Annotated in this window: 21 protein-coding genes and 1 tRNA gene; 8 read left to right on the top strand and 14 right to left on the bottom strand. The window is 68.4% G+C overall.

Going from position 1 to position 25,049, the window contains the following annotated elements; all coding sequences use genetic code 11:
* The first annotated feature begins 18 nt into the window (after positions 1-18).
* Positions 19-303 (top strand): DUF1905 domain-containing protein, encoded by a 285-nt coding sequence (locus MRBLWH11_RS15030; protein ID WP_116634972.1) that lies wholly within the window; start codon positions 19-21, stop codon positions 301-303.
* Between the two features lie 16 nt (positions 304-319).
* Here MRBLWH11_RS15030 and MRBLWH11_RS15025 read toward each other — a convergent pair whose 3' ends face one another.
* Positions 320-688 (bottom strand): VOC family protein, encoded by a 369-nt coding sequence (locus MRBLWH11_RS15025; RefSeq protein WP_341945417.1) that lies wholly within the window; start codon positions 686-688, stop codon positions 320-322.
* Positions 689-760: 72 nt separating this feature from the next.
* Between MRBLWH11_RS15025 and MRBLWH11_RS15020 the strand changes: the two genes are divergently transcribed.
* Genes MRBLWH11_RS15020 through MRBLWH11_RS15010 form a run of 3 tightly spaced genes read left to right on the top strand, consistent with a single transcriptional unit; the run spans position 761 to position 3,118 of the window.
* Positions 761-1,309, top strand: a complete 549-nt coding sequence (locus MRBLWH11_RS15020) for a GNAT family N-acetyltransferase (protein ID WP_341945416.1) — start codon at positions 761-763, stop codon at positions 1,307-1,309.
* A 42-nt stretch (positions 1,310-1,351) separates the two neighbouring features.
* A complete protein-coding gene (locus MRBLWH11_RS15015) occupies positions 1,352-2,677 on the top strand; it encodes an MFS transporter (RefSeq protein ID WP_341945415.1) in 1,326 nt (441 codons plus the stop codon).
* An 18-nt stretch (positions 2,678-2,695) separates the two neighbouring features.
* Positions 2,696-3,118: a GNAT family N-acetyltransferase gene (locus MRBLWH11_RS15010; RefSeq protein WP_116634968.1), complete on the top strand. Its 423-nt coding sequence runs from the start codon at positions 2,696-2,698 to the stop codon at positions 3,116-3,118.
* A 31-nt stretch (positions 3,119-3,149) separates the two neighbouring features.
* Here the strand turns inward: MRBLWH11_RS15010 and MRBLWH11_RS15005 are convergent, their stop codons facing one another.
* From MRBLWH11_RS15005 to polA, 7 genes are read right to left on the bottom strand one after another with little or no spacing between them, the layout of a single operon-like run.
* On the bottom strand, positions 3,150-3,896 hold the full coding sequence (locus MRBLWH11_RS15005; protein ID WP_341945414.1) for an SUMF1/EgtB/PvdO family nonheme iron enzyme: 747 nt from the start codon (positions 3,894-3,896) through the stop codon (positions 3,150-3,152).
* A 5-nt stretch (positions 3,897-3,901) separates the two neighbouring features.
* Positions 3,902-4,561 carry a hypothetical protein gene (locus MRBLWH11_RS15000; protein WP_341945413.1) on the bottom strand — a complete coding sequence of 220 codons (660 nt, stop codon included), beginning with the start codon at positions 4,559-4,561 and terminating at the stop codon, positions 3,902-3,904.
* Positions 4,558-5,304: an SGNH/GDSL hydrolase family protein gene (locus tag MRBLWH11_RS14995; RefSeq protein ID WP_341947834.1), complete on the bottom strand. Its 747-nt coding sequence runs from the start codon at positions 5,302-5,304 to the stop codon at positions 4,558-4,560. Before MRBLWH11_RS14995 ends, MRBLWH11_RS15000 begins: the two co-directional genes overlap by 4 nt.
* Positions 5,305-5,353: 49 nt before the next feature.
* Positions 5,354-6,706: an MFS transporter gene (locus MRBLWH11_RS14990; RefSeq protein WP_341945412.1), complete on the bottom strand. Its 1,353-nt coding sequence runs from the start codon at positions 6,704-6,706 to the stop codon at positions 5,354-5,356.
* A gap of 48 nt (positions 6,707-6,754) precedes the next feature.
* Positions 6,755-7,789, bottom strand: coding sequence for an LLM class flavin-dependent oxidoreductase (locus MRBLWH11_RS14985; protein ID WP_341945411.1), 1,035 nt, complete (start codon positions 7,787-7,789; stop codon positions 6,755-6,757).
* A gap of 54 nt (positions 7,790-7,843) precedes the next feature.
* Entirely contained in the window at positions 7,844-9,520 is a 1,677-nt protein-coding gene (locus MRBLWH11_RS14980; protein ID WP_341945410.1) for a DUF885 domain-containing protein, read from the bottom strand.
* Positions 9,521-9,578: 58 nt separating this feature from the next.
* Positions 9,579-12,212: a DNA polymerase I gene (gene polA, locus MRBLWH11_RS14975; RefSeq protein ID WP_341945409.1), complete on the bottom strand. Its 2,634-nt coding sequence runs from the start codon at positions 12,210-12,212 to the stop codon at positions 9,579-9,581.
* Positions 12,213-12,257: 45 nt separating this feature from the next.
* Here polA and MRBLWH11_RS14970 point away from each other — a divergent pair, with 45 nt between their 5' ends.
* Positions 12,258-12,686: a hotdog fold thioesterase gene (locus MRBLWH11_RS14970; protein WP_116634962.1), complete on the top strand. Its 429-nt coding sequence runs from the start codon at positions 12,258-12,260 to the stop codon at positions 12,684-12,686.
* Here the strand turns inward: MRBLWH11_RS14970 and MRBLWH11_RS14965 are convergent.
* Together MRBLWH11_RS14965 and MRBLWH11_RS14960 are read right to left on the bottom strand one after the other, a co-directional pair.
* Positions 12,661-13,242 carry a GNAT family N-acetyltransferase gene (locus MRBLWH11_RS14965; RefSeq protein ID WP_341945408.1) on the bottom strand — a complete coding sequence of 194 codons (582 nt, stop codon included), beginning with the start codon at positions 13,240-13,242 and terminating at the stop codon, positions 12,661-12,663. The two genes, MRBLWH11_RS14970 and MRBLWH11_RS14965, sit on opposite strands and share 26 nt — an antisense overlap.
* 16 nt (positions 13,243-13,258) lie before the next feature.
* Entirely contained in the window at positions 13,259-13,876 is a 618-nt protein-coding gene (locus tag MRBLWH11_RS14960; RefSeq protein ID WP_116634961.1) for a response regulator, read from the bottom strand.
* A gap of 92 nt (positions 13,877-13,968) precedes the next feature.
* Here MRBLWH11_RS14960 and MRBLWH11_RS14955 point away from each other — a divergent pair.
* The 3 genes from MRBLWH11_RS14955 (at position 13,969) to MRBLWH11_RS14945 (ending at position 16,629) form a co-directional block, all read left to right on the top strand.
* Positions 13,969-14,051: transfer RNA gene (locus MRBLWH11_RS14955), tRNA-Leu, on the top strand.
* A gap of 24 nt (positions 14,052-14,075) precedes the next feature.
* A complete protein-coding gene (locus MRBLWH11_RS14950) occupies positions 14,076-15,326 on the top strand; it encodes an alpha/beta fold hydrolase (protein ID WP_341945407.1) in 1,251 nt (416 codons plus the stop codon).
* Positions 15,327-15,423: 97 nt separating this feature from the next.
* Entirely contained in the window at positions 15,424-16,629 is a 1,206-nt protein-coding gene (locus MRBLWH11_RS14945; protein WP_341945406.1) for a M23 family metallopeptidase, read from the top strand.
* A 57-nt stretch (positions 16,630-16,686) separates the two neighbouring features.
* Here the strand turns inward: MRBLWH11_RS14945 and MRBLWH11_RS14940 are convergent, their stop codons facing one another.
* From MRBLWH11_RS14940 to gltB, 4 genes are all read right to left on the bottom strand, one after another.
* Positions 16,687-17,223 (bottom strand): alpha/beta hydrolase, encoded by a 537-nt coding sequence (locus MRBLWH11_RS14940; RefSeq protein WP_341945405.1) that lies wholly within the window; start codon positions 17,221-17,223, stop codon positions 16,687-16,689.
* Between the two features lie 250 nt (positions 17,224-17,473).
* Positions 17,474-18,925: a pyruvate kinase gene (gene pyk / locus MRBLWH11_RS14935; protein ID WP_116634958.1), complete on the bottom strand. Its 1,452-nt coding sequence runs from the start codon at positions 18,923-18,925 to the stop codon at positions 17,474-17,476.
* A 60-nt stretch (positions 18,926-18,985) separates the two neighbouring features.
* The gene (locus MRBLWH11_RS14930; protein ID WP_116634957.1) at positions 18,986-20,452 is read right to left on the bottom strand and encodes a glutamate synthase subunit beta; all 1,467 of its coding nucleotides are present in this window, start codon (positions 20,450-20,452) and stop codon (positions 18,986-18,988) included.
* Positions 20,445-25,025, bottom strand: a complete 4,581-nt coding sequence (gltB, locus tag MRBLWH11_RS14925; RefSeq protein ID WP_341945404.1) for a glutamate synthase large subunit — start codon at positions 25,023-25,025, stop codon at positions 20,445-20,447. The genes MRBLWH11_RS14930 and gltB overlap by 8 nt, the downstream gene beginning before the upstream one ends.
* Positions 25,026-25,049 lie beyond the last annotated feature (24 nt).

Here is a 25,049-nt window from a genome sequence, read left to right as displayed (position 1 = left end):
GCAGAACCGGAGGACATCATGACCACACTCGCACCGCTCGACATCACGTTCGTCGCCACGCTCGGCAAGGTGCGCGACGGAGACACGTGGACCTGCGTCCAGCTCCCCGACTCTGCATCCGTCTTCGGTACGCGCGGGCTCGTCAAGGTCGTCGGAACAGTGGACGGAGAGCCGTTCCGGGGCGCCTTCATGGCGTTGGGCGACGGCACACACAAGCTGCCGGTGACCGCAGCGATCCGCAAGAGGATCGGGAAGACCGACGGTGATGACGTGACCGTCCACCTCACCGGACGGCTCACCTGAACGTCGTGGGTCTCGTCTACTGCGAGGCCCACACTCCGAGCTCGTTGCCGCTCGGATCGGCGAAGTGCAGGCGCCGCCCACCGGGGAACTCGTAGGGCAGCTGGAGGATCGCGCCTCCCGCTGCCACGATGGCGTCCATCGTCGTCTCGAGATCGGTCGAATACAGCAGCACGAGCGGTCCGCCGACCGGGCGCGCCTCGTCGGCGAGCAGCAGGCCTCCCACCTCGCTCCCGTCACCGCTCGGCGAGGCGATTCCGGCATAGCCCGGTCCGTAGTCGACGAAGGACCAGCCGAAAGCCTCGGTGTAGAAGGTCGTGGCGGCGGCGAGGTCTGTCACGACGAGCTCTACGTAGTCGATGGAATGGTGCGCGGGTCGAGGCGTCATGCGATCACCGTATCGGTGGCTGCCGACATGCGGGCACCCGTCGACGTCTCTCGCCTCTGGCAGGCTGTGAGGATGAGTTCGACGACCATAGCCGTCTGGAACGGCAGCCACGATCAGCTGGCGCGGGCGGCGGAGCTCTACGCTGAGGTCTTCTCCGAAGCGCCGTACGGCGAGGAGCGCTCGCAGAGCATCGAGAGCTTCACTTCCCGCGTGCGACGCCGTGCCTCCGAGAAGCCGTCGTTCCGGCTGTTCATCGCGACGGAGGGTGACCGGGTGGTCGGCCTCGTCCTCGGGACCGGCGTCTCCCGTGGCGACTGGTGGTGGGATCGTCTGGAAGCAGCGCTGCCGCCAGACGTGAAGGAGGTCTGGCTCGACCAGGAGTGCTTCTCGGTGGAGGAACTCGCCGTCGACGGATCACACCGCCGCCGTGGGGTCGCGGCCGCTTTGATGGCTGCGGTCCTCGATGATCTTCCGCACCGCACCGCGCTTCTCTCCTGCTACCAGGAGGCGCGGTCGGCGCAGAAGCTTTACAGCCGGCTCGGCTGGGCTGTGATCGATCCTGCCGTCCACGTCACGGAATCTCGCGCAGTGCAGGTGATGGGCATCCGCTTGCACGAGTGACGATGCGAAACCTGCCCGGCTGCACAGGAGTAGCGTTGAGGCGTGTCGCAGGTCCCCCGCTCCCCCGTCTCGACGCCGGAGTGGCGGGCATGGCTGGTCTGGTCCGTGGGCGTCGCGGCCTACGTGCTCGCGATCACGAACCGCACCTCGCTCGGCGCGGTCGGCGTCGAGGCCGCTGATCGCTTCCAGGCAGACGCGTCGACGCTCGCGCTCTTCGCGGTCGTCCAGCTCGCGGTCTACGGCGGCATGCAGATCCCGATCGGCGTCCTGCTCGACCGATACGGGTCACGCCCGATCATGACGATCGGCATGCTCCTGATGGCCGCAGGGCAGCTGACCATGGCCCTCTCCCCCAGCGTCGGCATCGCGATCTTCGCCCGCATCCTCCTCGGCGCCGGCGACGCCGCGATCTTCCCCGCCGTCCTCCGTCTCGTCGCAACCTGGTTCCCTGCGCAGCGGGGTCCGATCATGGTGCAGTTCACCGGCATCGTCGGGCAGGCGGGCCAGCTGATCGCCCTCGTCCCGCTCGCGGCTCTCCTGCATGCGACGACGTGGACGATCACCTTCGGCAGCATCGCCGGCCTCGGCGTCCTCTTCGCGATCCTCGTCGCCCTGATCATCCGAAACCACCCGCCTGAGCGGAATGCCGACGTCACCGTGAACACCGACACCGGGGTGATCCGGGTCGTCACGTCCGCGATCGACACCGGCGTCGGCATCCGCGCCGCCTGGGCTCACCCCGGCACCCGGCTCGCGTTCTGGTCGCACTTCACGTCGCCGTTCGCCGGCACCGCGTTCATCCTGCTCTGGGGGATGCCGTTCCTGACGGCGGCTCAGGGCCTCGACACCGCCCACGCCGCGGGGATCATCTCGGTCTACGTCATCGCCGGCATGGTGCTCGGCCCCGTCATCGGCGACCTCTCCCGGCGACTCCCGAACTACCGTTCGATGGCGCTCGTGCTGCCCGCTGTGGGCGTGCAGATGCTGGCCTGGGTCGTCGTCATCGCGCTCCCCGGGCCTGCCCCGCTGTGGCTGCTGTACATCCTCGCGGTTGCCCTGGCGACCGGCGGTCCCGCGTCGATGATCGCGTTCGACCACGCGCGGACGCACAACCCCTCGCACCGGCTGAGCACGGCGACGGGAGTGACCAACGCCGGCGGCTTCATCGCCGCGCTCATCGCGATCTTCCTGATCGGTCTCGCCCTCGACCTGCAGGGAGCCGGAACCCCGGCGACCTACTCGCTCGACGCGTTCCGGGTTGCATTCCTGATGCCGATTCCCCTCTGGGCCCTCGGCGTCGTCTTCATCCTGATCGAACGCAAGCGCACGCGCATCCGGATCGGCTTGGATCCCGATCCGCGTCGCTGAGCGCTCATAGGATGAAGCATGGACTCCGGCTTCACATTCTCCTCCGACTCGACCCGCATCGACCGCGCCCAGGTGCACGCCTGGCTGAGCGAGCAGGCCTACTGGGCGACGGGGCGGCCGCGCGAGATCCAGGATGCCGCGATCGACGCCTCCCGCAACTACGGCGTCTGGAATGGGGACGGCGAACAGGTCGCCTACGCCCGCGTCGTGACGGATGCCGTGACCTTCGCCTGGCTGTGCGATGTCTTCGTCGACGAGAGCGCTCGAGGCAGCGGCGTCGGCAAGATGCTCGTCGAGGGCGTCATCGCCGATCTGCAGCCGCTGCCGGTGAAGCGCATTCTCCTGGCCACAGCCGACGCGCACGGACTCTACGCGCAGTTCGGCTTCGCACCCTCGGAGGACCCGAATCGGTACATGGTCAAGCACCTGGAACAGGCCTGAGCGGAGTCGACGCGCCCCGTGGACTGACCGCTCACCGCCGCAGCGGCGTCCATCCGGGTGGCAAGGGGCCGTCGACGACCGCGCGCTCACGGTCGATCTTCGCGGACCATCCCTGCGCTTCGTCGGCCGTGTCGAACGCGCCACGCACGAGGCGCAGACCCACGTCGTCCTGCTGCGTTCTCGGAGCTCCACCGCGACGGACCGATGCGCGCACGCTCCAGGCGTCATCCGCGAACCCTCCACCGCGGAACACCCGGTAGTCGTCGTAGCGCGCCGGATCCAGCAGGTCCCAGCACCACTCCCAGACGTTGCCGAGCGTGTCGAACAGTCCGTTGAGGTTCGGGATCTTCCCGCCGACGTTCTGCGGCGAGGAGACGCCGTCGGCGCTCGTCCAGGCGGCCTCCGCGAGGGGTGCGTAGTGTGGGCCGGTCGATCCTGCGCGGCAGGCGAACTCCCACTCCGCTTCCGTGGGCAGGCGATAGCCGTCTGCCGTGGCATCCCAGCTCACGTCCTCGCCATCGAACAGATAGACCGGGTCGAAGCCCTCCCACTCGGATGCGGCGTTGCAGAAGTGCACGGCGCGCAGCCAGCTCACGTCCACCGCCGGACGCGACGGATGCCGGACCGCGATGCCGAGCACGTCCGCCATCTGCTCCTCGGTCACGGGGTAGACGCCGATCGCGAACGGCTCCAGCGCGACCGTGCGCTGCACCTTCCGTCTCGCGTCATGGAGGATCACAGAGCCCGCGGGAAGCGTGGTCATCTCGAAGTCGGACATTCCGCTCAGCTCGCGATCCGGATCTCGCCCGTCGGCGTCGCGGCGTCCGCAGCCGCCGCGACCTCAGGAAGCGCGACCGCGAACAGGCGCAGGAAGAACTGGCACAGCGGTCCGACGAGCAGAGCGAACGCCACGGTGCCGATGCCCACGTTCCCGCCGAGGGCCCATCCGACCGCGACCACGGTCACCTCCAGCCCGGTGCGGACGACCCAGATGGGCCAGCCCGTGCGCCGGTGCAACCCCGTCATCAGCCCGTCTCGCGGGCCCGGCCCGAACGCGGCGCCGATGTAGAGACCGGTCGCCCCCGACAGGACGAGCAGTCCGACGACGAAGAACGCGACGCGGATCCAGAGCTCATCCGTCTCGGGGATCAGGAGGAAGCCGATGTCGGCGGCAGGCCCGACAAGCAGGGCGTTGAGCAGAGTGCCGATTCCGGGCTTCTGCCGGATCGGGATCCAGAGCAGCAGCACAACGACACTGACGAGGATCGTGATGATGCCGAAGCTCAGCGGCACGTGGCGCGCGATGCCCTGCGTCAGCACGTCCCAGGGCGCCGCTCCGATCATTCCTCGGACGAGGAAGGAGATCCCGACGCCGTAAAGGAACAGGCCGACGAGGAGTTGCGTGACGCGGCGCGGCATCCGCCGACCGCGCAGGCGCTTCACGTGGGGATCCGCTCGACCCACGTGGGGTACTTGGCCGCGCGGCCGTCTCCGGAGGATGTGCGTGTCACGCGACGGCGGACCCACGGGCCGACGTGTTCGCGGTAGTAGGAGAGTCCGGACGGCCTCGCTCCTCCCCTTTCGCGCGGCGCCCACCACGTCTCGGGCGGCTCGAAGCCGAGCGCATGGATCACTCGTGCGGCGACGCGATGGTGTCCCGCGGCGTTCATGTGCAGTCGATCCTCTGACCAGTACGCGGGGTCGGCGAGCTCCCTGTCCGGCCAGTTGAGAGCCCGGATCACATCGGGCCTGTCCTCGATCCGGCGGAGCACCGCCTCGGACAGGAGATCGCCGCGGCGCTGCACGAGCGATCCCATGGGAAGCTGGCCGCTCGGGTTCGCGCCGGAGAGCAGGATCATGGTCACACCCTCCTCGTCACAGCGACGGAGCACGCGACTGAAGGCATCGGCGATGTGCTCGACATCGGTCCGCGGCCGCAGCATGTCGTTCCCTCCCCCGTTGAACGAGAGGTGTGTCGGACGCAGCGCGAGTGCCGGCTCCAGCTGCTGCTCCACGATCGGCCAGGCGAGCTTGCCGCGGATCGCGAGGTTGGCGTAGTGGATCGGATGACCTGCCGCGTCCGCCCATCCCTGAGCGGCCAGGTCGGCCCATCCGCGTTCTCGGCCGTCGGGAAGGACGTCGCCGACGCCTTCTGTGAAGGAGTCGCCGATCGCCACGAATCGCACATCTGCCACCGCACAAGCCTATTCCCGCCCGCGGCGGGAGAGGCGCACGTCAGCGGTCGTCGAGTGCGATGCCTCCGCGATCCGCAAGGCCCCAGGCGGCCCCGGCCGCGACCAAGAAGCAGGCGCCGAAGACGACGAACAGCAGCGGCGTGCCGCCCGCCACGAGCAGCACGGGCACGGACAGCGGCGCGACGATCGAGGCGATGCGCCCGACCCCCGCTGCCCAGCCGGCACCGGTGCCGCGAAGCGACGTCGGGTATGTCTCCGGGGTCACGGCATACAGCGCGCCCCACGCCCCGAGATTGAAGAATGACAGGGCCATCCCCGAGGCGATGATCGCGAACTCCGTCGTGGCCGTGCCGAAGAACACGGCGGAGACGGCGGACCCGACGAGGAAGACCGAAAGGGTGGCGCGCCTCCCCCAGACCTCGATGAGCCACGCGGCGACGGCGTAGCCGGGGAGCTGCGCCAGCGTGATGATCAGAGTGAATCCGAACGACCTGACCAGGTCGAATCCGGCATCGAGGAGGATGCTCGGGATCCAGATGAATGCGCCGTAGTACGCGAAGTTCACGCACAGCCAGACCAACCAGAGACAGAGCGTGCGGACGCGGAACTCGCGGTTCCACAGGGTCGTGAGACGCGCCCTGGTCGTGATCGCGATCGCACGGGACGCGGGCTCCTTGCGGATCGCGGGCGCCGCGACGAGACCGGCGTCCGCCTCGAAGGTCGAGACGATCCGATCCGCTTCGGCGATGCGCCCGCGGGAGGCGAGCCAACGCGGAGACTCCGGCAGTCCCCAGCGGATGATCAGGGCGTAGACGGCCGGGATGGCCCCCAACGCGAACGCCCAGCGCCATCCCGCGTCGGATGCCGGGATCACGAAGTACCCGATGAGCGCGGACACGGTCCAGCCCACGGCCCAGAACGCCTCGAGGATGACGATGAGCCTGCCGCGGATGCGCGCTGGTGCGAACTCGCTCACGTAGGTCGAGGCGACCGGCAGCTCGGCGCCGAGTCCGAGCCCGACGAAGAACCGCAGCACCAGCAGCGCGGCGATCCCGCCGACGAGCGCGCTGGCTCCGGTGGCGATGCCGTACACGAGGAGAGTGAGCGCGAAGACCTGACGGCGGCCGAGACGATCGGCGAGGAGACCTCCGAGCGTCGCCCCGACCGCCATGCCGAGGAACCCGATGGACGCGATCCAACCGGCGTCCGTCTTCGTCAAGCCCCATTGCTGCGTGAGCGCCGCGAGGATGAAGGAGATGAGACCGACATCCATCGCGTCGAGCGCCCACCCGACGCCCGAACCGCTCAGGACGCGGAGATGGCGTCTCGTGAACGGCAGATCGTCGAGGCGCTCGGCGAGCGAGGCACGGCTCGGCAGGGCGGTGTTGGCCATGACCTCATCGTAGGACGGCGCGCGGCCGCGCCGCCCCACGATGACGAGTCAGTCCCGTTCGGACAGGATCTTGCGCACCCGCGGAATGACCTCGGTGCCGTAGAGCTCGATGCTCCGCATCATGGACTCATGGGACAGAGTGCCTGTCGCATACTTGAGATCGAAGCGGCCGAGCCCGAGAGTCGTGATGGTGTCGGCGATCTTGGCCGCCACGCGTTCGGGCGAGCCCGCGTAGATGGCCCCTTCGGGGCCGACGTCGTTCTGGAATCGCGCACGGCTGTACGCCGGCCAGCCGCGCTCGCGTCCGATGGTGTTGTTCATCGCCTCGAAGCCGGAGTATGCGGCGTCCCACGCTTCGGCATCCGTCTCGGCGATGTGCCCCGGAGAGTGCACGGCCACCGGGTGCGATGTCGTCCCGAACGAGGCGACCGAGCGGTGGTACAGCTCGACGAAGGGCTTGAAGCGCACCGCCGGACCGCCGATGATCGCGAGCATCAGTCCGAGCCCGTGGCGGGCGACGCGGACCACGGACTCGGGGCTGCCGCCCACCCCGACCCACGTGCGGAGCCCGTTCTCGGTCTTGGGGAAGACGTTCGCGTTCTCGAGCGAGGCGCGCATGGTTCCCGACCAGGTGACGGGCTCCTCCTTGAGGAGCTCCGTGAACAGCTCGAGCTTCTGCTCGAAGAGCGCCTCGTAGTCGCGGAGGTCGTAGCCGAACAGCGGGAACGACTCGATGAAGGAGCCGCGGCCGAGCACGACCTCGGCGCGGCCGTGCGACAGTGCGTCCAGCGTCGAGAACCGCTCGAACACGCGCACGGGGTCATCGGATGACAGCACCGTGACAGCCGTGCCCAGGCGGATGCGCTCGGTGCGCGCGGCGATCGCTGCCAGCACCATCTCCGGGGCGGAGATCGCGAACTCGGAGCGGTGATGCTCCCCCACGCCGAAGAAGTCGACCCCGACCCGATCGGCCATCTCCGCCTGCGCGACGACGTTGCGGATCGTCTGTGCGCCGGTGAGGAGTTCTCCGTCGGAGTCCCTCGTGATGTCGCCGAAGGTGTCCAGTCCGAATTCGATGCTCATGTCATCCCTTTCCATTCAGATGAATGAACACCTCCCGGTGCCGGACCATTCCCGTCACCGCGGGAGGAGTGAACTCCGGAGCGTGTCGAGGCCGACACCGCCCATGTCGAGCGCCCGCTTGTGGAACTCCTTGAACGAGAAGGACTCTCCTTCGGCTTCGCGCACGGCGTCGCGAACCTGTTCCCAGATGCGCTGACCGACCTTGTACGACGGCGCCTGCCCCGGCCAGCCGAGGTAGCGGTTCACCTCGAACTGCACGAACTGGTCGGACATGTTGACGTTGCTCCGCAGGAACTCGAGAGCGTAGGCGGCGTCCCAGGTGCCCGTTCCGTCGAGGCGGGGCTTGCCCAGGTGCACGCCGATGTCGAGCACGACGCGAGCGGCGCGCATGCGCTGGCCGTCGAGCATGCCCAGTCGGTCGGCGGGGTCGTCCAGGTAACCGAGCTGCTCCATCAGGCGCTCGGCGTACAGCGCCCAACCCTCGGCATGACCGGAGGTGCCGGCGAGGAGGCGCCGCCAGGTGTTCAGCTCGGCGCGGTTGTACACCGCCTGAGCGATCTGCAGGTGGTGTCCGGGAACGCCCTCGTGGAAGACCGTGGTCAGCTCGCGCCACGTGTCGAACTCGGTGACACCCTCGGGGACCGACCACCACATGCGTCCCGGACGCGAGAAGTCATCCGTCGGTCCGGTGTAATAGATCCCGCCCTCCTGTGTGGGCGCGATCATGCACTCGAGCGTGCGGATCGCTTCGGGGATGTCGAAGTGGGAGGCGCCGAGTTCAGCGACAGCGCGGTCGCTCGTCTCCTGCATCCACTTCTGGAGCGCGTCGGTGCCCACGAGCTTGCGGGCAGGGTCGGCCTCCAGGTGGGCGACGGCCTCTTCGACCGAGGCGCCGGGCAGGATCTCGTTCGCGATCGCGGTCTGCTCGGCGACCATGCGGGCGAGCTCCTCGCGTCCCCACTCGTAGGTCTCGTCCAGGTCGATCGTCGCACCGAGGAAGCGGCGCGAGTTCAGCGCGTAGAGCTCACGGCCGACCGCGTCGACGTCACCGGCAGCGGGCGCGAGCTCCTCGGCGAGGAAGCGACGCAGCTCGTGGTACGCGACACGCGCGGCCGCGGAGTTGTCGGCGAGCGTGCGGGCGAGAGATGCGGGAAGCTGGCCCTCGTCGGGGCCGGCGTCAGCGACGAACGCTGCGAAGAAGCCGTCATCCGCGGTGTAGCGATCGATCTGCGTCGCGACCTCGACGACCTGACGACGCGCCGGGGTGACTCCCTCGGCGATGCCCTGGCGCAGCGTCTCGGTGTAGCCGCGCAGCGCGCCGGGCACCGCCGCCAGACGCGTGGCGATCACGCCCCAGTCGTCGGCAGTGGCCGTCGGCATCAGATCGAACGCCGATCGCACGTCCTGCGCCGCCGAGGCGATCACGTTGAGGTCGCGCAGGTGCCACTTCGCCTCGTGCAGCTCGAGGTCGAGACGGAGCTCGGCACTCAGATCGGTCTTGGTGACCTCGTCGATCGCGTCGCCTGGCTCGAGCGCAGACAGCTTGTCGAGCGTCGAACGGGTCGCCGCGGCGATCTCCTCATGACCCGCGGGACTCAGATCGCCGAAGCGGTCGTTCACCTCGTCACGGCCGATGTAGGTACCGAGAGTCGGTGCGAGGACAGCGATCGTGTCGACCCACTCGTCAGCGACCTGGTCGATGGCAGACGGAGTGCGGGGAGCTGAAGTCATCCCTTCAGCCTAATCCCCCGCATCCTCTCGATATATCGGTTCTGTCGTCGCACCGACCTCAGTGCGCGGCCTCGTTCCAGTCCGCGCCGCGACCGACCTGCACGTCGAGCGGCACCCTCAGGTCGGCGGCATCGCCCATGCGCGCCCGCACGATCCGCTCGACGGCGTCCCACTCGCCCGGCGCGACCTCGACCACGAGTTCATCATGGATCTGCAGCAGCGCACGCGAGGAGAGCTGATCGGAGCGCAGATCGTCATGGATGTGCAGGAGCGCGATCTTCATGATGTCGGCGGCACTGCCCTGGATCGGGGCGTTGAGAGCCGCACGCTCGGCGTTCTCCCGCAGCACGCGGTTCGGGCTCGCGAGGTCGGGGAACGGACGTCGACGCCCGAAGATCGTCTCGGTGTAGCCGACCTCCTTCGCCTTCATCACAGAGGCGCGGAGATAGTCGCGGACAGCGCCGAAACGGGCGAAGTACTCCACCATCAGCTGCTTCGCCTCGGACTGCTCGATGCGCAGCTGCTTGGAGAGGCCGAAGGCGGACAGCCCGTAGACGAGGCCGTACGACATGGCCTTCACCTTGGTCCGCATCGCGGAGGTCACCTCGCTCGGGTCGACACCGAACACCCGGGCACCGACGAACCGGTGCAGGTCCTCGCCGCTGTTGAAGGCCTCGATGAGCCCCTCGTCGCCGGAGAGGTGCGCCATGATGCGCATCTCGATCTGGGAGTAGTCCGCCGTCAGCAGAGCCTCATAGCCCTCGCCGACCTGGAACGCGCTGCGGATGCGACGCGACTCCTCCGTGCGCACCGGGATGTTCTGCAGGTTGGGGTCGGTGCTGGAGAGCCGTCCCGTCTGACTGCCGGTCTGCACGTACGTGGTGTGGACGCGGTGGTCGTCGCCGATCGCCGTGTCGAGCGACTCGATGATCTGACGCAGCTTCGTCGCCTCGCGGTGCTGCAGGAGCAGGCTGAGGAACGGGTGCGGGTGGGTCTCCTGCAGGTCGGCCAGCGCAGCGGCATCCGTCGAGTACCCGGACTTGGTCTTACGGGTCTTCGGGAGCTGGAGATCTTCGAACAGGACCTCCTGCAGCTGCTTGGGCGAACCGAGATTGAACTCTCGGCCGATGCTCGAGAAGGCCTCCTGGGCGATCCCCTCGGCGCGGGTGGCGAGCTCGCCCGAGAAGGTCGACAGCACCTCGTGCGAGACCGCGACACCGGCGACCTCCATGTCGGCGAGCGTCATCAGGGTCGGGAGCTCGATCTCGACGAGCACCTTGGTGACCGACTCGGGGATGTCGTCCCGCAGCGCGTCGGCGACCCGAAGCGCGAACCAGGCCTCCTGGGACGGCGTGGCGCCCTCGGTCTCGGGGACGAGCTGAGACGGGTCTGCCTCGGGAAGCTTCTCGCCGAGGTAGCGCTCTACCAGGTCGGCGAGCGTCTTGTCGGGGAAGCTCGGGCGCAGCAGCCAGCCCGCAAGACTCGTGTCGTAAGCGAGACCGGAGAGGCGGATGCCCTGGCGCAACAGCGCCTTGACCTGGGGCTTCGCGTCGTGCAGCACCTTCGGGCTCGACGACTCGATCCAGCCGCGGAGCGCGTCTGCCGCGGCATCCGTCCAGTCGGACTCCCGCAGCTCGGTCGTCGTCGCCGCGCCGATGCGGACGGGCTTGCCGCCCTGCGTCGTGATGCGGAGCGCGACGTCGCCGTCCTGTGCCGCGGCCCACGTCGCGAGGTCAGCCGGCGCGACCTCGGCGGGCACGGGCAGGACGACCGCGGAGGCGGGATCGTCGGCGACCTCACCGGCGCCGACAGCGTCGAAGACGCGCGGAAGCAGCGTACGGAACTCGAGCCGCGCGAAGATGTCGCGAACGGCCTGCGCATCGATCGGCGTCACCGCGAGGTCGTCGGGAGCGACTGGAAGCTCGACGTCACGGAGCAGACGGTTCAGCTTGCGGTTGCGCCGCACGTCGTCGATGTGGTCGCGCAGGTTGCCGCCGACCACACCCTTGATCTCATCGGCGCGATCGAGCAGCTCGTCGAGCGTGCCGAACTGGGTGAGCCACTTCACCGCGGTCTTCTCCCCCACCTTCGGGACTCCGGGAAGGTTGTCGCTGGTCTCGCCGACCAGGGCCGCGATGTCGGGATACTGCTCGGGCGGCACGCCGTAGCGCTCCTGCACCGTGGTGGGGTCGTAGCGCTTCAGCTGCGACACACCCTGCACCGATGGGTACAGCAGGGTCACCTCGTCGTTCACCAGCTGGATGCTGTCGCGATCGCCCGAGACGACGAGCACGTCGTAGCCCTGCTCCGCGCCCTGTGTCGAGAGGGTCGCGAGGATGTCGTCGGCCTCGATCCCCTCTTTCGTGAGAACCGGGATCGACATGGCCGCGAGGCAGTCCTGGAGGAGAGGGATCTGGCCGCGGAACTCCTGGGGCGTCTCGGACCTCGTCGCCTTGTACTCGGGGTACTCGTCGGTGCGGAACGAGTGCCGGGAGGTGTCGAAGGCGATCGCCAGATGGGTCGGCTGCTCGGCCTTGATGAGGTTCACCAGCATCGACAGGAAGCCGTAGATGGCGTTCGTGTGCTGGTTGTCCTTGGTCGTGAAGTTCTCGACCGGAAGGGCGAAGAAGGCACGATAGGCGAGCGAATGGCCGTCGATGACCATGAGGGTAGGCTTTGCGGAGTCCGTCACCCTGTCAGCCTAACGAGGACGGCAGACACCCGCTGAGGAGGATTCATGAGCGACGTCGCGACGAGCGAGGGACTCGACTGGGCGACAGCTCGAGGGATGGGGGCGCTCGCCCAGAAGATGGGCATGGAGTTCCTCGAGTTCAGCCTCGAGCGGTGCGTCGCGACGATGCCCGTCGAAGGCAACACGCAGCCCGTCGGTCTCATGCACGGCGGCGCGTACGTCGTGCTCGGCGAGTCGCTCGGGTCGATGGCGGCGAATCTGCACGCCGGCCCCGGACGTCTCGCCGTCGGCGTCGACATCAATGCCACGCACACGCGTTCGGCGACCTCCGGTGTCGTCACCGGCGTCTGCACCCCGGTGCACCTCGGCCGCAGCATCACGGTCCACGAGATCGTCGTGACCGACGATCAGGGCCGGCGCTGCTCGACGATCAGGATCACGAACATGATCAAGGCCGTTCCCGCCGCGGACTGAGCGGCTCCTCCAGCAGCAGCTGGAAGAGCAGGTGGTCCTGCCACTCCCCCGCGATGCGCAGATACTTCGGCGCCAGACCGATGCGCTCGAACCCGCTCTCGGCGAGCACGCGCTGCGAACCGATGTTGTGCAGCAGCGTCGCCGCCTGCAGGCGATGCAGGCGGAGCTCCTCCCGCGCGTAGGCGGCCACCCGCTCGACGGCGCGGGACGCGAGGCCACGGCGCAGACGCGAGACGTCGATCCAGTAGCCGAGGTCGGCGCTCCAGAACGCACCCCGCACGATGTTGTTGAGGTTCATCCGCCCGCGGATCTCGCCGTCGTCGGATTCGATGACGAATCGGATGCTGCGTCCCGAGGCGGCATCCGTCTCGCACTCCTGTGCGTGCCGCTCCTGGAACTCCTGCGTGAAGAAGGACTCTGCGCGGGTGGGCTCCCAGGGCGCGAGATGGTCACGGTTCGCGACGTAGGCGCGCGCGAGAGCGGCACCGTCACCGATCCGGATCGGGCGCAGGATGTGCTCGGCGTCGAGCCGAACAGCGGATTTCGGCAGGCTCACTCCGAGCCCTCCGGGCTCACTTCTTCGGCGCGAGCTGCTCGATGATCGCCTTCGCGACGTCCTGCATCGTCAGACGGCGGTCCATCGACGCCTTCTGGATCCAGCGGAACGCCTCGGGCTCGCTCAGCCCCATCTTCTCGTTGAGCAGGCCCTTGGCCCGGTCGACGAGCTTGCGGGTCTCGAAGCGCTCGACCATGTCGGCGACCTCGGCCTCGAGCGTGATGATCTGCTCGTGGCGGGCCAACGCGATCTCGATCGCCGGGAGCAGGTCGTTCGGGGTGAACGGCTTGACGACGTAAGCCAGAGCGCCGGCCTCGCTCGCGCGCTCGACGAGCTCCTTCTGGCTGAACGCCGTGAGGAGCACGACCGGGGCGATGTTCCCCTTGTGCAGCTTCTCGGCCGCGCTGATGCCGTCGAGCTGAGGCATCTTGACGTCCATGATGACGAGATCGGGGCGCAGCTCGGTCGCGAGAGCGACAGCGGTCTCACCGTCGCCGGCCTCGCCGACGACATCGAAGCCGTTGTCGCGGAGGATCTCGACGATGTCGAGACGGATCAGCGATTCGTCTTCGGCGACGACGACGCGTCGGGGTGCGGATGCCGTGGGCTCTACAGCCTGTTCTTGCTCGGTCACAGATCCATCCTAGTGGAGAGGCCCCGGCTACCGGCTGTGGCCCGACGCTGCGGTGAGATCTCCTGCGCTAAAGTCGAAGGCGCGACACACGAGCCGGCGTGGCGGAATGGCAGACGCGGAGCACTCAAAATGCTTTGTCCGAGAGGGCGTGTGGGTTCGAGTCCCACCGCCGGCACCCTCTGTGCGCTATACAGTCCTTATGGACAGTGGCGCGCCTGCGGCGCACGCACATCGACCGAGGCGGCGACGGATCCTTCTCATCATCGGGGCCGTCCTCGTCGTCGTGCTCGGGCTCGCCGCAGCGGAGTTCGCCCGGCGGTACATCGAAGGGCAGGCCGACCTCAAGACCGATCCGGCGTTCTACTCGCTCCCCTCCCCGGCCCCGACCGGCGACCCCGGCGAGATCATCCGCATCGAACCGATCGCGAGCGCACCAGCGGGAACATCGGCGTGGCGGGTGATCTACCACTCGCGAGACCTCGCCGGCGATGACATCCCGGTCTCCGGCGTCGTGATCGTCCCGGAGGGACCTGCGCCGGAGAACGGACGTACGGTGGTCTCCTGGGCCCATCCGACCACGGGTGCCGCCGCGCAGTGCGCACCATCGCTCGGTCTCGATCCCTTCCAGTACATCGAGGGTCTTCACGAGCTGTTGGCCGAGGGATACGCGATCGCCGCGACCGACTACCCGGGCCTCGGCGTCGAAGGGCAATCCTCCTACCTCCTCGGCGTACCGGAGTCGAACAGCGTGCTGGACATCGTGCGCGCAGCGCGCACGATCGACGGCGCGGACATCGGCGACCGCGTCGTCCTGTGGGGGCATTCGCAGGGAGGGCAGGCCGTGCTCTTCGCGGCGGAGCGGGCATCGTCGTACGCCCCGGAGCTGAAGCTGCAGGGTGTCGCGGTGGCTGCGCCGGCGGCGAATCTGAACGCGCTGATGACCGATGACATCATCGATCTCTCCGGAGTGACCATCGCGTCGCTCGCCATCCCCGCCTACACGGTCGCATACGCCGACCGGTACACGGCGGACGAGATCACCGCGATACTCACTCCCGCCGGGGCGAAGGCCACCCCCGAGATGGCCGAGCTCTGCCTCCTCACGCAGACGAAGGAGCTCCATACGATCGCCGATCCGCTCGTCGGCGGCTATGTGACCAGCGACCCGGCCACCACCGAGCCGTGGAAGACCCTGCTGGAGGAGAACAGCGCGGGCGGGCAGCCCGTGACCATACCCGTCTTCGTCGGACAGGGCGAGGCCGACCAGCTGGTGCGCCCGAGTGCGACCGAGGCCTATGTGAAGCTGCTCTGCTCCCAGCAGGCGGATCTCACGTTCCACACCTACCCCGACATCGATCATGGACTGGCCGCCTACGCCGCGCTCCCGGATCTGCTGCTCTGGCTCCCTACTCTGGGCGACGGGCGCACACCCTCGGGGAACTGCGGCTGACATCTCCTCGATCGAGCACCGCGAGCAGCCTGCCTTGGGCACAATGAGATGTATGCCCCGACCCAGACCACGCTCGGCGTTGTTCTCCGCTGTTGCGATGTCCTCGATCTCCGTGCTGTTCCTGAGCGGATGCACGGGCCCGTCGAGCGCGTCCGACTCTCCCGCCATGACGCCGGTCGAGTCCTCACCCGCCCAGTACGATGCCGCTCAGGATGCCTACTCCCCGGTGGTCGTGACCGTCACGAATCCGCCGATCGCGGCTCCCGCCACCGACGGTCGCATGCATCTGGCCTATGAGCTCCTGCTCGTCAACGCCTCGGCGTCGCCGGCAACGATCGAGTCCGTCGAATCCCGCGCCGACGGAGGCACACTGCAGTCGCTCACCGGCGAGGAGTTGACCGCCGTCTACCGCGGTGTCGGCACGGGCGACGCGGGCGGTACCCTCCCGGGCGGCGGAAGTGCCATGATCTGGATGGACGCGATCGTCGACTCTGCCGCCGAGGTGCCGACCGCGATCGAGCACACCGTGACGGTGCGGATGCCGGAAGCCAACCCACCCATCCACGACTCCGTCATCGTCGAACACGTTCCCGCCGTCACGGTGAGCGCTTCGACTCCCGTCACCATCGGTCCACCGCTGCAGGGCGCGGGCTGGCTGAACGGCAACGGATGCTGCACCCTCACACCGCACCGCGGAGCGGTCAGCCCCATCAACGCCGGCTTCAAGGTCCCGGAACGCTGGGCGATCGATTACGTGCAGCTGACCGACGATGACCGGCTGTTCACCGGAGACAAGACCGTGGCCCAGAACTACCCGTCCTTCGGCAACGACGTCATCGCGGTCGCCGACGGGCCGGTGGTCGCGATGACCACCGACCGGCCGGAGCAGACACCGGGCGCGAACCCGACCGGCCTCACCCTCGACGAATACGGCGGCAACTACATCGTGCAGGACATCGGCGACGGCCGGTTCGCCTTCTATGCGCACCTGCAGCCCGGCAACCCAGCGCACGTCGAGGTGGGTCAGCAGCTGAAGAAGGGCGAGCCGATCGCGCTGCTCGGAAACTCGGGCAACTCCGACGCCCCACACCTGCACTTCCACATCATGGATTCGCCGAGCCCGCTCGCCTCGAACGGCGTGCCGTTCCTGATCGACTCGTTCACCCTCGACGGAGTCGTGCCGAGCGCTGAGGCGCTCGAAGCGGGCTTCGCCGGCACGCCCTACGAGCTCGATACCGCCGTCTCGGGCGACCGCACCTCCGAGGCGCCTCTCGTCGGGGACGTGATGACCTATGCCCCCTGACAGCAGCCCGAAGCCTCGTGGAGGCGAGCGCGAGATGTTCGACGTTCGGGGCGAGGTCTACTCGGCGAGCACCGCCAGCTCGGCGAGGACGCGCGGATGGGCGAGGATGCGGAAGTGCCCTCCGGTGTCGAGCCGGACGTTCTTCGCTCCCGCCAGCTCGCTCCCCTCGGGGATGTGCGGATCGAAGTCGGCGTAGATCGAGACGATCCGGGAGTTGACGCTGAGCTGCCGGGCGAGACCGACGATCGACGGGTCTTCCGGAGCGAACGCACGCAGCGTGCGCACGGGGAACATCCGGGCGTACCGTGAGCCGCCGAAGGGCGTCGCCACCGCGAGCATCGAGCGCACCCGTCCTGCCGCGCGTCCGGTCATGGCGAGCTTGCCGGCCAGACCGCCCTTGCTGTGCGCGACGAGGATGACGTCATGCAGATCCCGTGCCTCGAGGAACGCGGCCACGCTCTCCGCCATCTCAGCCACAGGGCGCTGATTCCGCTGCAGGGCGTCGACGACATGGACGGGATGCCCTCGGGCATGCAGCTCCGTGATCAGCGGCTGCAGGAATCGCCAGGTCTCGTACACGCCGGGGAGCACCACGATGGGTGCCGCGTCGCCCGACGCGTATGACGTCGCGTCTGATCGGGAGAACGTCGCCCTGAGCTGCCAGTACCCGGCGTAGGCGTAGTCGGCGAGCCACCAGCCGGCGGCCTTCAGCGGATGGATGCTGCGGCCTCCGCCTCGGAGTCGACGAGCATCTCCCGGTCGTTGTCCATAGGGGGAACATACACCGAGACGGACGACAGAGGGGCGAGACCGAAGTCCCGCCCCTCTGCTGCGCACCAACGGATCAGACGGTGGCTTCCTTGTAGATCGGAGCAGCACCGCCGACGGCGTCCCCGACCTTGTGGACGCGGATGTCGTTCGTCGAGCCCACGATTCCGGGAGGGGAACCGGAGATCACGACGACCTTGTCCCCTTCCTCGGCCAGACCGTTCTTCAGCAGATAGTCGTCGACCTGCAGATACATGAGGTCGGTGTGCTGCACCATGTCGACGAGGGTCGAGCGGATGCCCCACGTGAGCGCCATGCGGCGGCGGATGTCGGGCTCCGGTGTGAAGGCCAGCATCGGGATGCGCGAGCGCAGACGCGACAGGCGACGAGCGGAGTCGCCCGACTGCGTGAAGACGCAGAGGAACTTCGCGTCGACGAACTCGGCGACCTCGAGGGCGGCGAGGGTGATCGCGCCACCCTGGGTGCGCGGCTTGGTGGTGAGCGGCGCGATGCGCTCCAGGCCGTGCTCCTCGGTGGACTCGATGATGCGGGCCATCGTCTCGACGACGACGACCGGGTAGTCGCCCACGCTCGTCTCTCCGGAGAGCATGACCGCGTCGGCGCCGTCGAGGACGGCGTTCGCGACGTCGGACGTCTCGGCGCGCGTCGGGACCGGGCTGTTGATCATGGATTCGAGCATCTGCGTCGCGACGATGACCGGCTTCGCCATGCGGCGGGCGAGCTCGACGGCGCGCTTCTGCACGATCGGCACGGCCTCGAGCGGCAGCTCGACACCGAGGTCGCCACGGGCGACCATGATCGCGTCGAACGCGTCGACGATCTCCTCGAGGGCGTCGACCGCCTGCGGCTTCTCGACCTTGGCGATGACGGGGACCTTGACGCCCTCCTCTGCCATGATCTCGTGCACACGGGTCACGTCCGAGGCGTTGCGCACGAACGACAGCGCGATCAGGTCGGCGCCGATGCGCAGACCCCAGCGCAGGTCGTCCTCGTCCTTCTCGCTCAGCGCGGGGACGTTGACGGCGACACCGGGCAGGTTGATGCCCTTGTTGTTCGAGACGGCACCGGCGACGATCACCTTCGTGGTGACGACGACGCCGTCGGTCTCGACGACCTCGACGCGGACCTTGCCGTCGTCGATGAGGAGGAAGTCACCCGGCTTGACGTCCTGCGGCAGACCCTTGAAGGTCGTCCCGCAGATGTCCTTGTTGCCGATGATGTCCTCGGTGGTGATCTTGAAGATGTCACCGACCGCGAGCTCGTAGGGCCCGTTCTCGAACTTGCCGAGACGGATCTTCGGGCCCTGGAGGTCCACGAGGATCGCGACGGCGCGGCCGGCGTCGTCCGCGGCACGGCGCACGTTGGCGTAGTTGTTCTCGTGCACGGAGTAGTCGCCGTGGCTGAGGTTCAGGCGTGCGACATCCACCCCCGCATCGATCAGTGCGCGCACCGTCTCATAGGTGGAGGTGGCGGGGCCCAGGGTGGCGACGATTTTCGCGCGTCTCAACAGAATTCTCCAGGGATAGAAGTGGGGGAAGGTGAATCAGGCGAGGTGCCGCCGCTCAGCCTACGCGGGCTGAAGGCCGATCGCGACATCATGCGGACGCACCGGCTCGGGCAGCACGGTGCTGCCCATGAGGAACCGGTCGACGTTCGCGGCAGCGGCCCGGCCTTCGGCGATCGCCCAGACGATGAGCGACTGTCCGCGGCCGGCGTCACCGGCGACGAACACGCCGGACACGGTCGACTCGTAGCTGGAGTCGCGGCGGAACGCACCGCGGTCGGTCACCTGCGGGAGGGTCTCCTCGGTGTAGCCGTCCTGCTCCGGGCCGGTGAAGCCCATGGCGATCAGCACGAGGTCAGCGGGGATCTCGCGCTCGGTGCCGCTCTTCGGCACGCGGCGTCCGTCGATGTACTCGGTCTCGGCGACCCGGAGTGCACGCACCTCGCCCACCTCGTTCGAGAGGAACTCGACGGTGGAGGCGAGGAACATCCGCTCGCCGCCCTCCTCATGGGCAGAAGCGACCTCGAACACGGTCGGCATCATCGGCCACGGCTGGTGGTCGGGACGCTCCGTGCCGGGCTGCTTGCCGATGGCGAGGTTGGTGACGCTGAGTGCGCCCTGACGGTGGGCGGTGCCGATGCAGTCCGCGCCGGTGTCGCCGCCGCCGATCACGATGACGTGCTTGCCCTCGGCGGTGATCTGGTTGGTGACCTTGTCACCGGCGACCGCGTGGTTCGACTCGACCAGGTACTCCATGGCGAAGTGCACGCCGTCGAGGTCGCGTCCGGGGATCGGAAGGTCGCGCGGAACCGTCGCGCCGGTCGCGATGACGACCGCGTCGTAGCGCGCGCGCAGGTCGGCCCAGGAGATGTCCTTGCCGATCTCGACGCCCGCCCGGAAGCGGGTGCCCTCCTCCTGCATCTGGCGAAGACGCGTCTCCAGCTGTCCCTTCTCCATCTTGAAGTCGGGGATGCCGTAGCGGAGCAGTCCGCCGATGCGATCGTCGCGCTCGAACACCGCGACCGTGTGACCGGCGCGCGTGAGCTGCTGCGCGGCCGCGAGGCCGGCGGGGCCGGATCCGACGACGGCGACGGTCTTGCCGGTGAGGCGCTCGGGCGGCTCGGGCTCGACCCAGCCCTTCGCGAAGGCCTCATCGATGATCGAGACCTCGATCTGCTTGATCGTCACCGCCGGCTGGTTGATGCCGAGCACGCACGAGCTCTCGCACGGAGCAGGGCACAGCCGCCCGGTGAACTCCGGGAAGTTGTTGGTGGCGTGCAGGCGCTCGATGGCCGCGCGGCCCTCGCCGCGCCAGGTCAGGTCGTTCCACTCCGGGATCAGGTTGCCGAGCGGGCATCCGGAATGGCAGAACGGCACGCCGCAGTCCATGCAGCGGCCGGCCTGGCGCTGCAGCACCGCCTTGTCGCCGCGCTCGTAGACCTCTTTCCAGTCCATGATGCGCACGGGCACCGGACGTCGTGCGGGGAGTTCCCGCTCGGTCACCTTCATGAAGCCTTTGGGATCAGCCACCGGTCACCTCCAGGATGCGGTTCCACACGATGTCGCCGTCGGGGTCGATCCCCTCGGCCAATGCTTCCTCGCGCATGCTCCGCACGGCGGCGAAGTCACGGGGAAGCACCTTGACGAACTCGGACGCCGTCTCGTCGAAACGCTCGAGGAGAGCGGATGCCCGCGGTGACGCGGTGCGCTCGACGTGCGCCGTGAGGAGGCTCCGCAGCACCTCGAGATCGGCACGGTCCAGCTGCTCGAGGAGGAGCTCTCCGCTGCCGAGGGACTGCGCGTTCACCTTGCCCGTGTCGAGCGCGTGCACGTAGGCGATGCCGCCGGACATGCCGGCGCCGAAGTTGCGACCGGTCGAGCCGAGGATCACGGCGAGCCCACCGGTCATGTACTCGAGCGCGTGGTCTCCCACGCCCTCGACGACCGCGGTGGCGCCCGAGTTGCGGACGAGGAACCGCTCCCCCACGACACCCGAGATGAACATCGTGCCGGAGGTCGCACCGTAGCCGATGACGTTGCCGGCGATCACGTTCTCGTGCGGTGCGATCGACGAGCCGCGCGGCGGACGGATGGTGATGTCGCCGCCGGAGAGGCCCTTGCCCACGTAGTCGTTGGCGTCGCCCTCCAGACGCAGCACGATTCCCGGCGGGAGGAACGCGCCGAGCGACTGCCCCGCCGTTCCGTGCAGGGTGACGTCGATCGTCTCCTTCGGGAGCCCCGCGGCGCCATGCCGCGACGTGACCTGATGGCCGAGCATCGTGCCGACGGCCCGCTCGGTGTTCGCGATCGGAAGCTCGACCACGACGGGCTCGCCGTTGAGGAGCGCGCTCTTCGCGATGTCGATCAGCTGCACGTCGAAGTGCTTCTCGAGCTCGTGATCCTGCGCACGGCCGCTGCGACGCGGCTCGCCGGCCGGGAAGACGGGACCGTCCAGCACCGGGCTGAGGTCCAGGCCCTCGGCCTTCCAGTGGTCCACGGCCGCGTTCATCTCGATGAGGTCGGCACGGCCGACGATCTCGTCGATCGAGCGGTAGCCGAGCTCGGACAGCAGCTCGCGCACCTCTTCGGCGATGAACTCCATGAAGTTGACGACGAACTCCGGCTTGCCGGTGAAGCGCTCGCGCAGCGCCGGGTTCTGCGTGGCGACGCCGACCGGGCACGTGTCGAGGTGGCAGACGCGCATCATGATGCAGCCGCTCACCACGAGCGGAGCCGTCGCGAAGCCGAACTCCTCCGCACCGAGCAGGGCGCCGATGATCACGTCGCGGCCCGTCTTGAGCTGACCGTCGACCTGCACGACCACGCGGTCGCGCATGCCGTTGAGCATGAGGGTCTGCTGGGTCTCGGCCAGACCGAGCTCCCACGGCGTGCCCGCGTGCTTGAGGGAGTTCAGCGGGCTCGCGCCGGTGCCGCCGTCGTGTCCGGAGACGAGGATGACGTCGCTGAGCGCCTTCGCCACACCGGCGCTGACGGCGCCGATACCCGACTGGCTCACGAGCTTGGTGTGGATGCGCGCCTCGGGGTTCGCCCTCTTCAGGTCGAAGATGAGCTGCTTGAGGTCCTCGATCGAGTAGATGTCGTGGTGCGGAGGAGGCGAGATGAGTCCCACGCCGGCCGTCGCGTGACGCGTGCGCGCCACCCACGGGTACACCTTGGTCGGCGGCAGCTGCCCGCCCTCGCCGGGCTTGGCGCCCTGGGCGAGCTTGATCTGGATGTCATCCGACTCGGTCAGGTAGAGGCTCGTGACGCCGAAGCGGCCGGAGGCGACCTGCTTGATCGCGCTGCGACGCTCAGGGTCGACCAGTCGGTCGGGGTCTTCGCCGCCCTCACCGGTGTTCGACTTGCCGCCGATCCGGTTCATGGCGATCGCGAGGGTCTCGTGCGCCTCGCGCGAGATCGAGCCGTAGCTCATCGCACCCGTCGAGAACCGCTTGACGATCGCGGACACCGGCTCGACCTCGTCCAGCGGCACGGGCTTGCGAGTGCCGGTGCGCAGGCTGAAGAGTCCGCGCAGCGTCTTGAGCTCCGCTGCCTGGTCGTCGACGAGCTTCGTGTACTCGCGGAAGATGTCGTAGCGACGCGTGCGCGTGGAGTGCTGCAGCTTGAAGACCGTCTCCGGGTTGAAGAGGTGCGGAGAGCCGTCGCGACGCCACTGGTACTCGCCGCCGGTCCAGAGACGCTCGTGCGCGCGCGCCGCGGCGTCCTCCGGGTAGGCGTAGTCGTGACGCGCCTGGTTCTCGGCGAAGATCTCCTCGATGCCGATCCCGCCGAGCTTGGACTCGGTGCGGGTGAAGTAGGCGTCGATGAACTCCTGGCTGAGGCCCACGGCTTCGAAGACCTGCGCGCCGGCGTAGGACGACACCGTGGAGATGCCCATCTTCGACATGATCTTCAGCACGCCCTTGCCGAGCGCGTAGATCAGGTTCTTGACGGCCTTCTCGGGTGTGATGCCGGTGATGTAGCCGGTGCGCACCAGGTGCTCGACCGTCTCCATCGCCAGGTACGGGTTGATCGCCGAGGCGCCGTAGCCGATCAGGGTCGCGACGTGGTGCACCTCGCGCACGTCACCCGCTTCGACGATGAGACCGACCTTCATGCGGTTCTCACGGCGGATCAGGTGGTGGTGGATCGCCGAGACCATGAGCAGCGACGGGATCGGCGTCAGATCCTTGTTCGAGTCGCGGTCCGACAGGATGATGAACTCGGCGCCGTTCTCGATCGCCTCGTCCACCTCCGCGCACATCTCGGTGAGGCGGTCGGCGAGCGAGTCGGGGCCCGAGTCGAAGTGGTACAGGCCGCGGACCGTCACGCTCGACCGGTCCGGAAGGGCCTTGTCGATGTGGCGGATCTTCGCGAGCTCGTCGTTGTCGATCACGGGGAAGTCGAGCGACACCGTGCGGGTGTGCTCAGGACCCCACGAGAGCAGGTTGCTCTCCGGGCCGAGACCGAGCTTGAGGCTCGTGACGACCTCTTCGCGGATCGAGTCCAGCGGCGGGTTGGTCACCTGCGCGAACTGCTGCGTGAAGTAGTCGAACAGCAGGCGCGGACGCTTGCTGAGCACCGCGATCGGTGTGTCCGATCCCATCGCGCCTAGGGGCTCGACACCGGTCTGCCCCATCGGGGTCAGGAGGATGCGCACTTCCTCCTCGGTGTACCCGAACGTGCGCTGACGGCGGGTGATCGAGGCCGGCGGGTGCACGATGTGCTCGCGCTCCGGGAGATCGGCGAGGCGCACGGCACCGGCATCCAGCCAGTCCTGCCACGGGTGCATCGTGGAGAGCTCGCGCTTGATCTCCTGGTCCTCGACGATGCGCCGCTGCGCCGTGTCGACGAGGAACATCTTCCCCGGCTGCAGACGGCCGCGGCGCTTGATGCGCTCCGGCTCGAACGTCAGCACACCGGTCTCCGAGCCGATCACGACGAGTCCGTCGGTCGTCTCCGTCCAGCGACCAGGACGCAGGCCGTTGCGGTCGAGCGTGGCGCCGACGAGGGTGCCGTCGGTGAAGATGAGGGCGGCGGGTCCGTCCCACGGCTCCATCTGGTTCGAGTGGTACTCGTAGAAGGAGCGGAGCTCCGGCGTGATGTCGGCCTGCTTCTCGTAGGCCTCGGGGACCATCATCATGATGGCGTGCGGCAGGCTGCGCCCGGTGAGCGTCAGGAGCTCGAGCACCTCGTCGAAGGAGGCCGAGTCGCTGGCGCCATCCGTGCAGATCGGCAGCAGCGGCGCGACGTCTCCGAGCAGCTCGGACTCGAGCTGCGACTGACGCGCGCGCATCCAGTTGCGGTTTCCGCCGACCGTGTTGATCTCGCCGTTGTGGGCGAGCATCCGCAGCGGCTGCGCGAGAGGCCAGGACGGGAAGGTGTTCGTCGAGTACCGCGAGTGCACGACGGCGAGCTCCGAGGCGAAGCGCTCGTCCTGGAGGTCGGGGTAGAACGGCTCGAGCTGCAGGGTCGTGACCATGCCCTTGTAGCCGAGCGTGCGGCTCGAGAGCGAGACGAAGTAGGCGCCGAGCTCGTGACCGGCGCGCTTGCGCAGACGGTAGGCGACACGGTCGAGCGCGATCCCCGTGAGCGGGGCCTGCGCATGGGTGGCTCCGCCGGCGCTGACGAACAGCTGCTCGAAAGCCGGACGGGCCTCATCGGCGAGCTTGCCGAGGTTGTCGTTGGCGGTCGGCACCTCGCGCCAGCCGAGCACGCGCAGCCCTTCGGCGCGGGCGATCTTCTCGATGCCCGCCTTCTGCTGGCGACGTTCGCTCGAATCGCGCGGCAGGAACGCGAGCCCCGCGGCGTACTCCCCCACCGGCGGCAGCTCGAAGCCCGCCACCGCGCGCAGGAACTCATCGGGCATCTGCGTGAGGATGCCTGCTCCGTCGCCCGTGCCGGCGTCAGAACCGATCGCACCGCGGTGCTCCAGGTTCCGCAGCGCCTGCAGCGCGAGCGCGATGATGTCGTGTCCTGCCGTGCCACGCAGCGTCGCCACCATGGCGAGGCCGCAGGCGTCCTTCTCGAACGCCGGGTTGTACATGCCCTGCTTGGCCGGGAACTGCTGCCCGACGGGTGCGCGGAGGTCGCTCGATGCCATGCGGTACCGTCCTCAGATCTTCGG

The sequence above is a fragment of the Microbacterium sp. LWH11-1.2 genome, assembly GCF_038397745.1.
Lineage (GTDB): Bacteria > Actinomycetota > Actinomycetes > Actinomycetales > Microbacteriaceae > Microbacterium.
This window is presented reverse-complemented; position numbering and strand designations above follow the sequence as displayed.

Excerpts from the sequence above, each read along its gene's own strand:
- MRBLWH11_RS14990 (WP_341945412.1), bottom strand. The coding sequence starts at position 6,706 with ATGGCCAACACCGCCCTGCCGAGCCGTGCCTCGCTCGCCGAGCGCCTC.
- MRBLWH11_RS14950 (WP_341945407.1), top strand. The coding sequence starts at position 14,076 with ATGGACAGTGGCGCGCCTGCGGCGCACGCACATCGACCGAGGCGGCGA.
- MRBLWH11_RS14980 (WP_341945410.1), bottom strand. The coding sequence starts at position 9,520 with ATGACTTCAGCTCCCCGCACTCCGTCTGCCATCGACCAGGTCGCTGAC.
- MRBLWH11_RS14970 (WP_116634962.1), top strand. The coding sequence starts at position 12,258 with ATGAGCGACGTCGCGACGAGCGAGGGACTCGACTGGGCGACAGCTCGA.
- gltB (WP_341945404.1), bottom strand. The coding sequence starts at position 25,025 with ATGGCATCGAGCGACCTCCGCGCACCCGTCGGGCAGCAGTTCCCGGCC.
- MRBLWH11_RS15030 (WP_116634972.1), top strand. The coding sequence starts at position 19 with ATGACCACACTCGCACCGCTCGACATCACGTTCGTCGCCACGCTCGGC.
- MRBLWH11_RS15020 (WP_341945416.1), top strand. The coding sequence starts at position 761 with ATGAGTTCGACGACCATAGCCGTCTGGAACGGCAGCCACGATCAGCTG.
- MRBLWH11_RS15010 (WP_116634968.1), top strand. The coding sequence starts at position 2,696 with ATGGACTCCGGCTTCACATTCTCCTCCGACTCGACCCGCATCGACCGC.
- MRBLWH11_RS15025 (WP_341945417.1), bottom strand. The coding sequence starts at position 688 with ATGACGCCTCGACCCGCGCACCATTCCATCGACTACGTAGAGCTCGTC.
- MRBLWH11_RS14945 (WP_341945406.1), top strand. The coding sequence starts at position 15,424 with ATGTCCTCGATCTCCGTGCTGTTCCTGAGCGGATGCACGGGCCCGTCG.
- MRBLWH11_RS15005 (WP_341945414.1), bottom strand. The coding sequence starts at position 3,896 with ATGTCCGACTTCGAGATGACCACGCTTCCCGCGGGCTCTGTGATCCTC.
- MRBLWH11_RS14985 (WP_341945411.1), bottom strand. The coding sequence starts at position 7,789 with ATGAGCATCGAATTCGGACTGGACACCTTCGGCGACATCACGAGGGAC.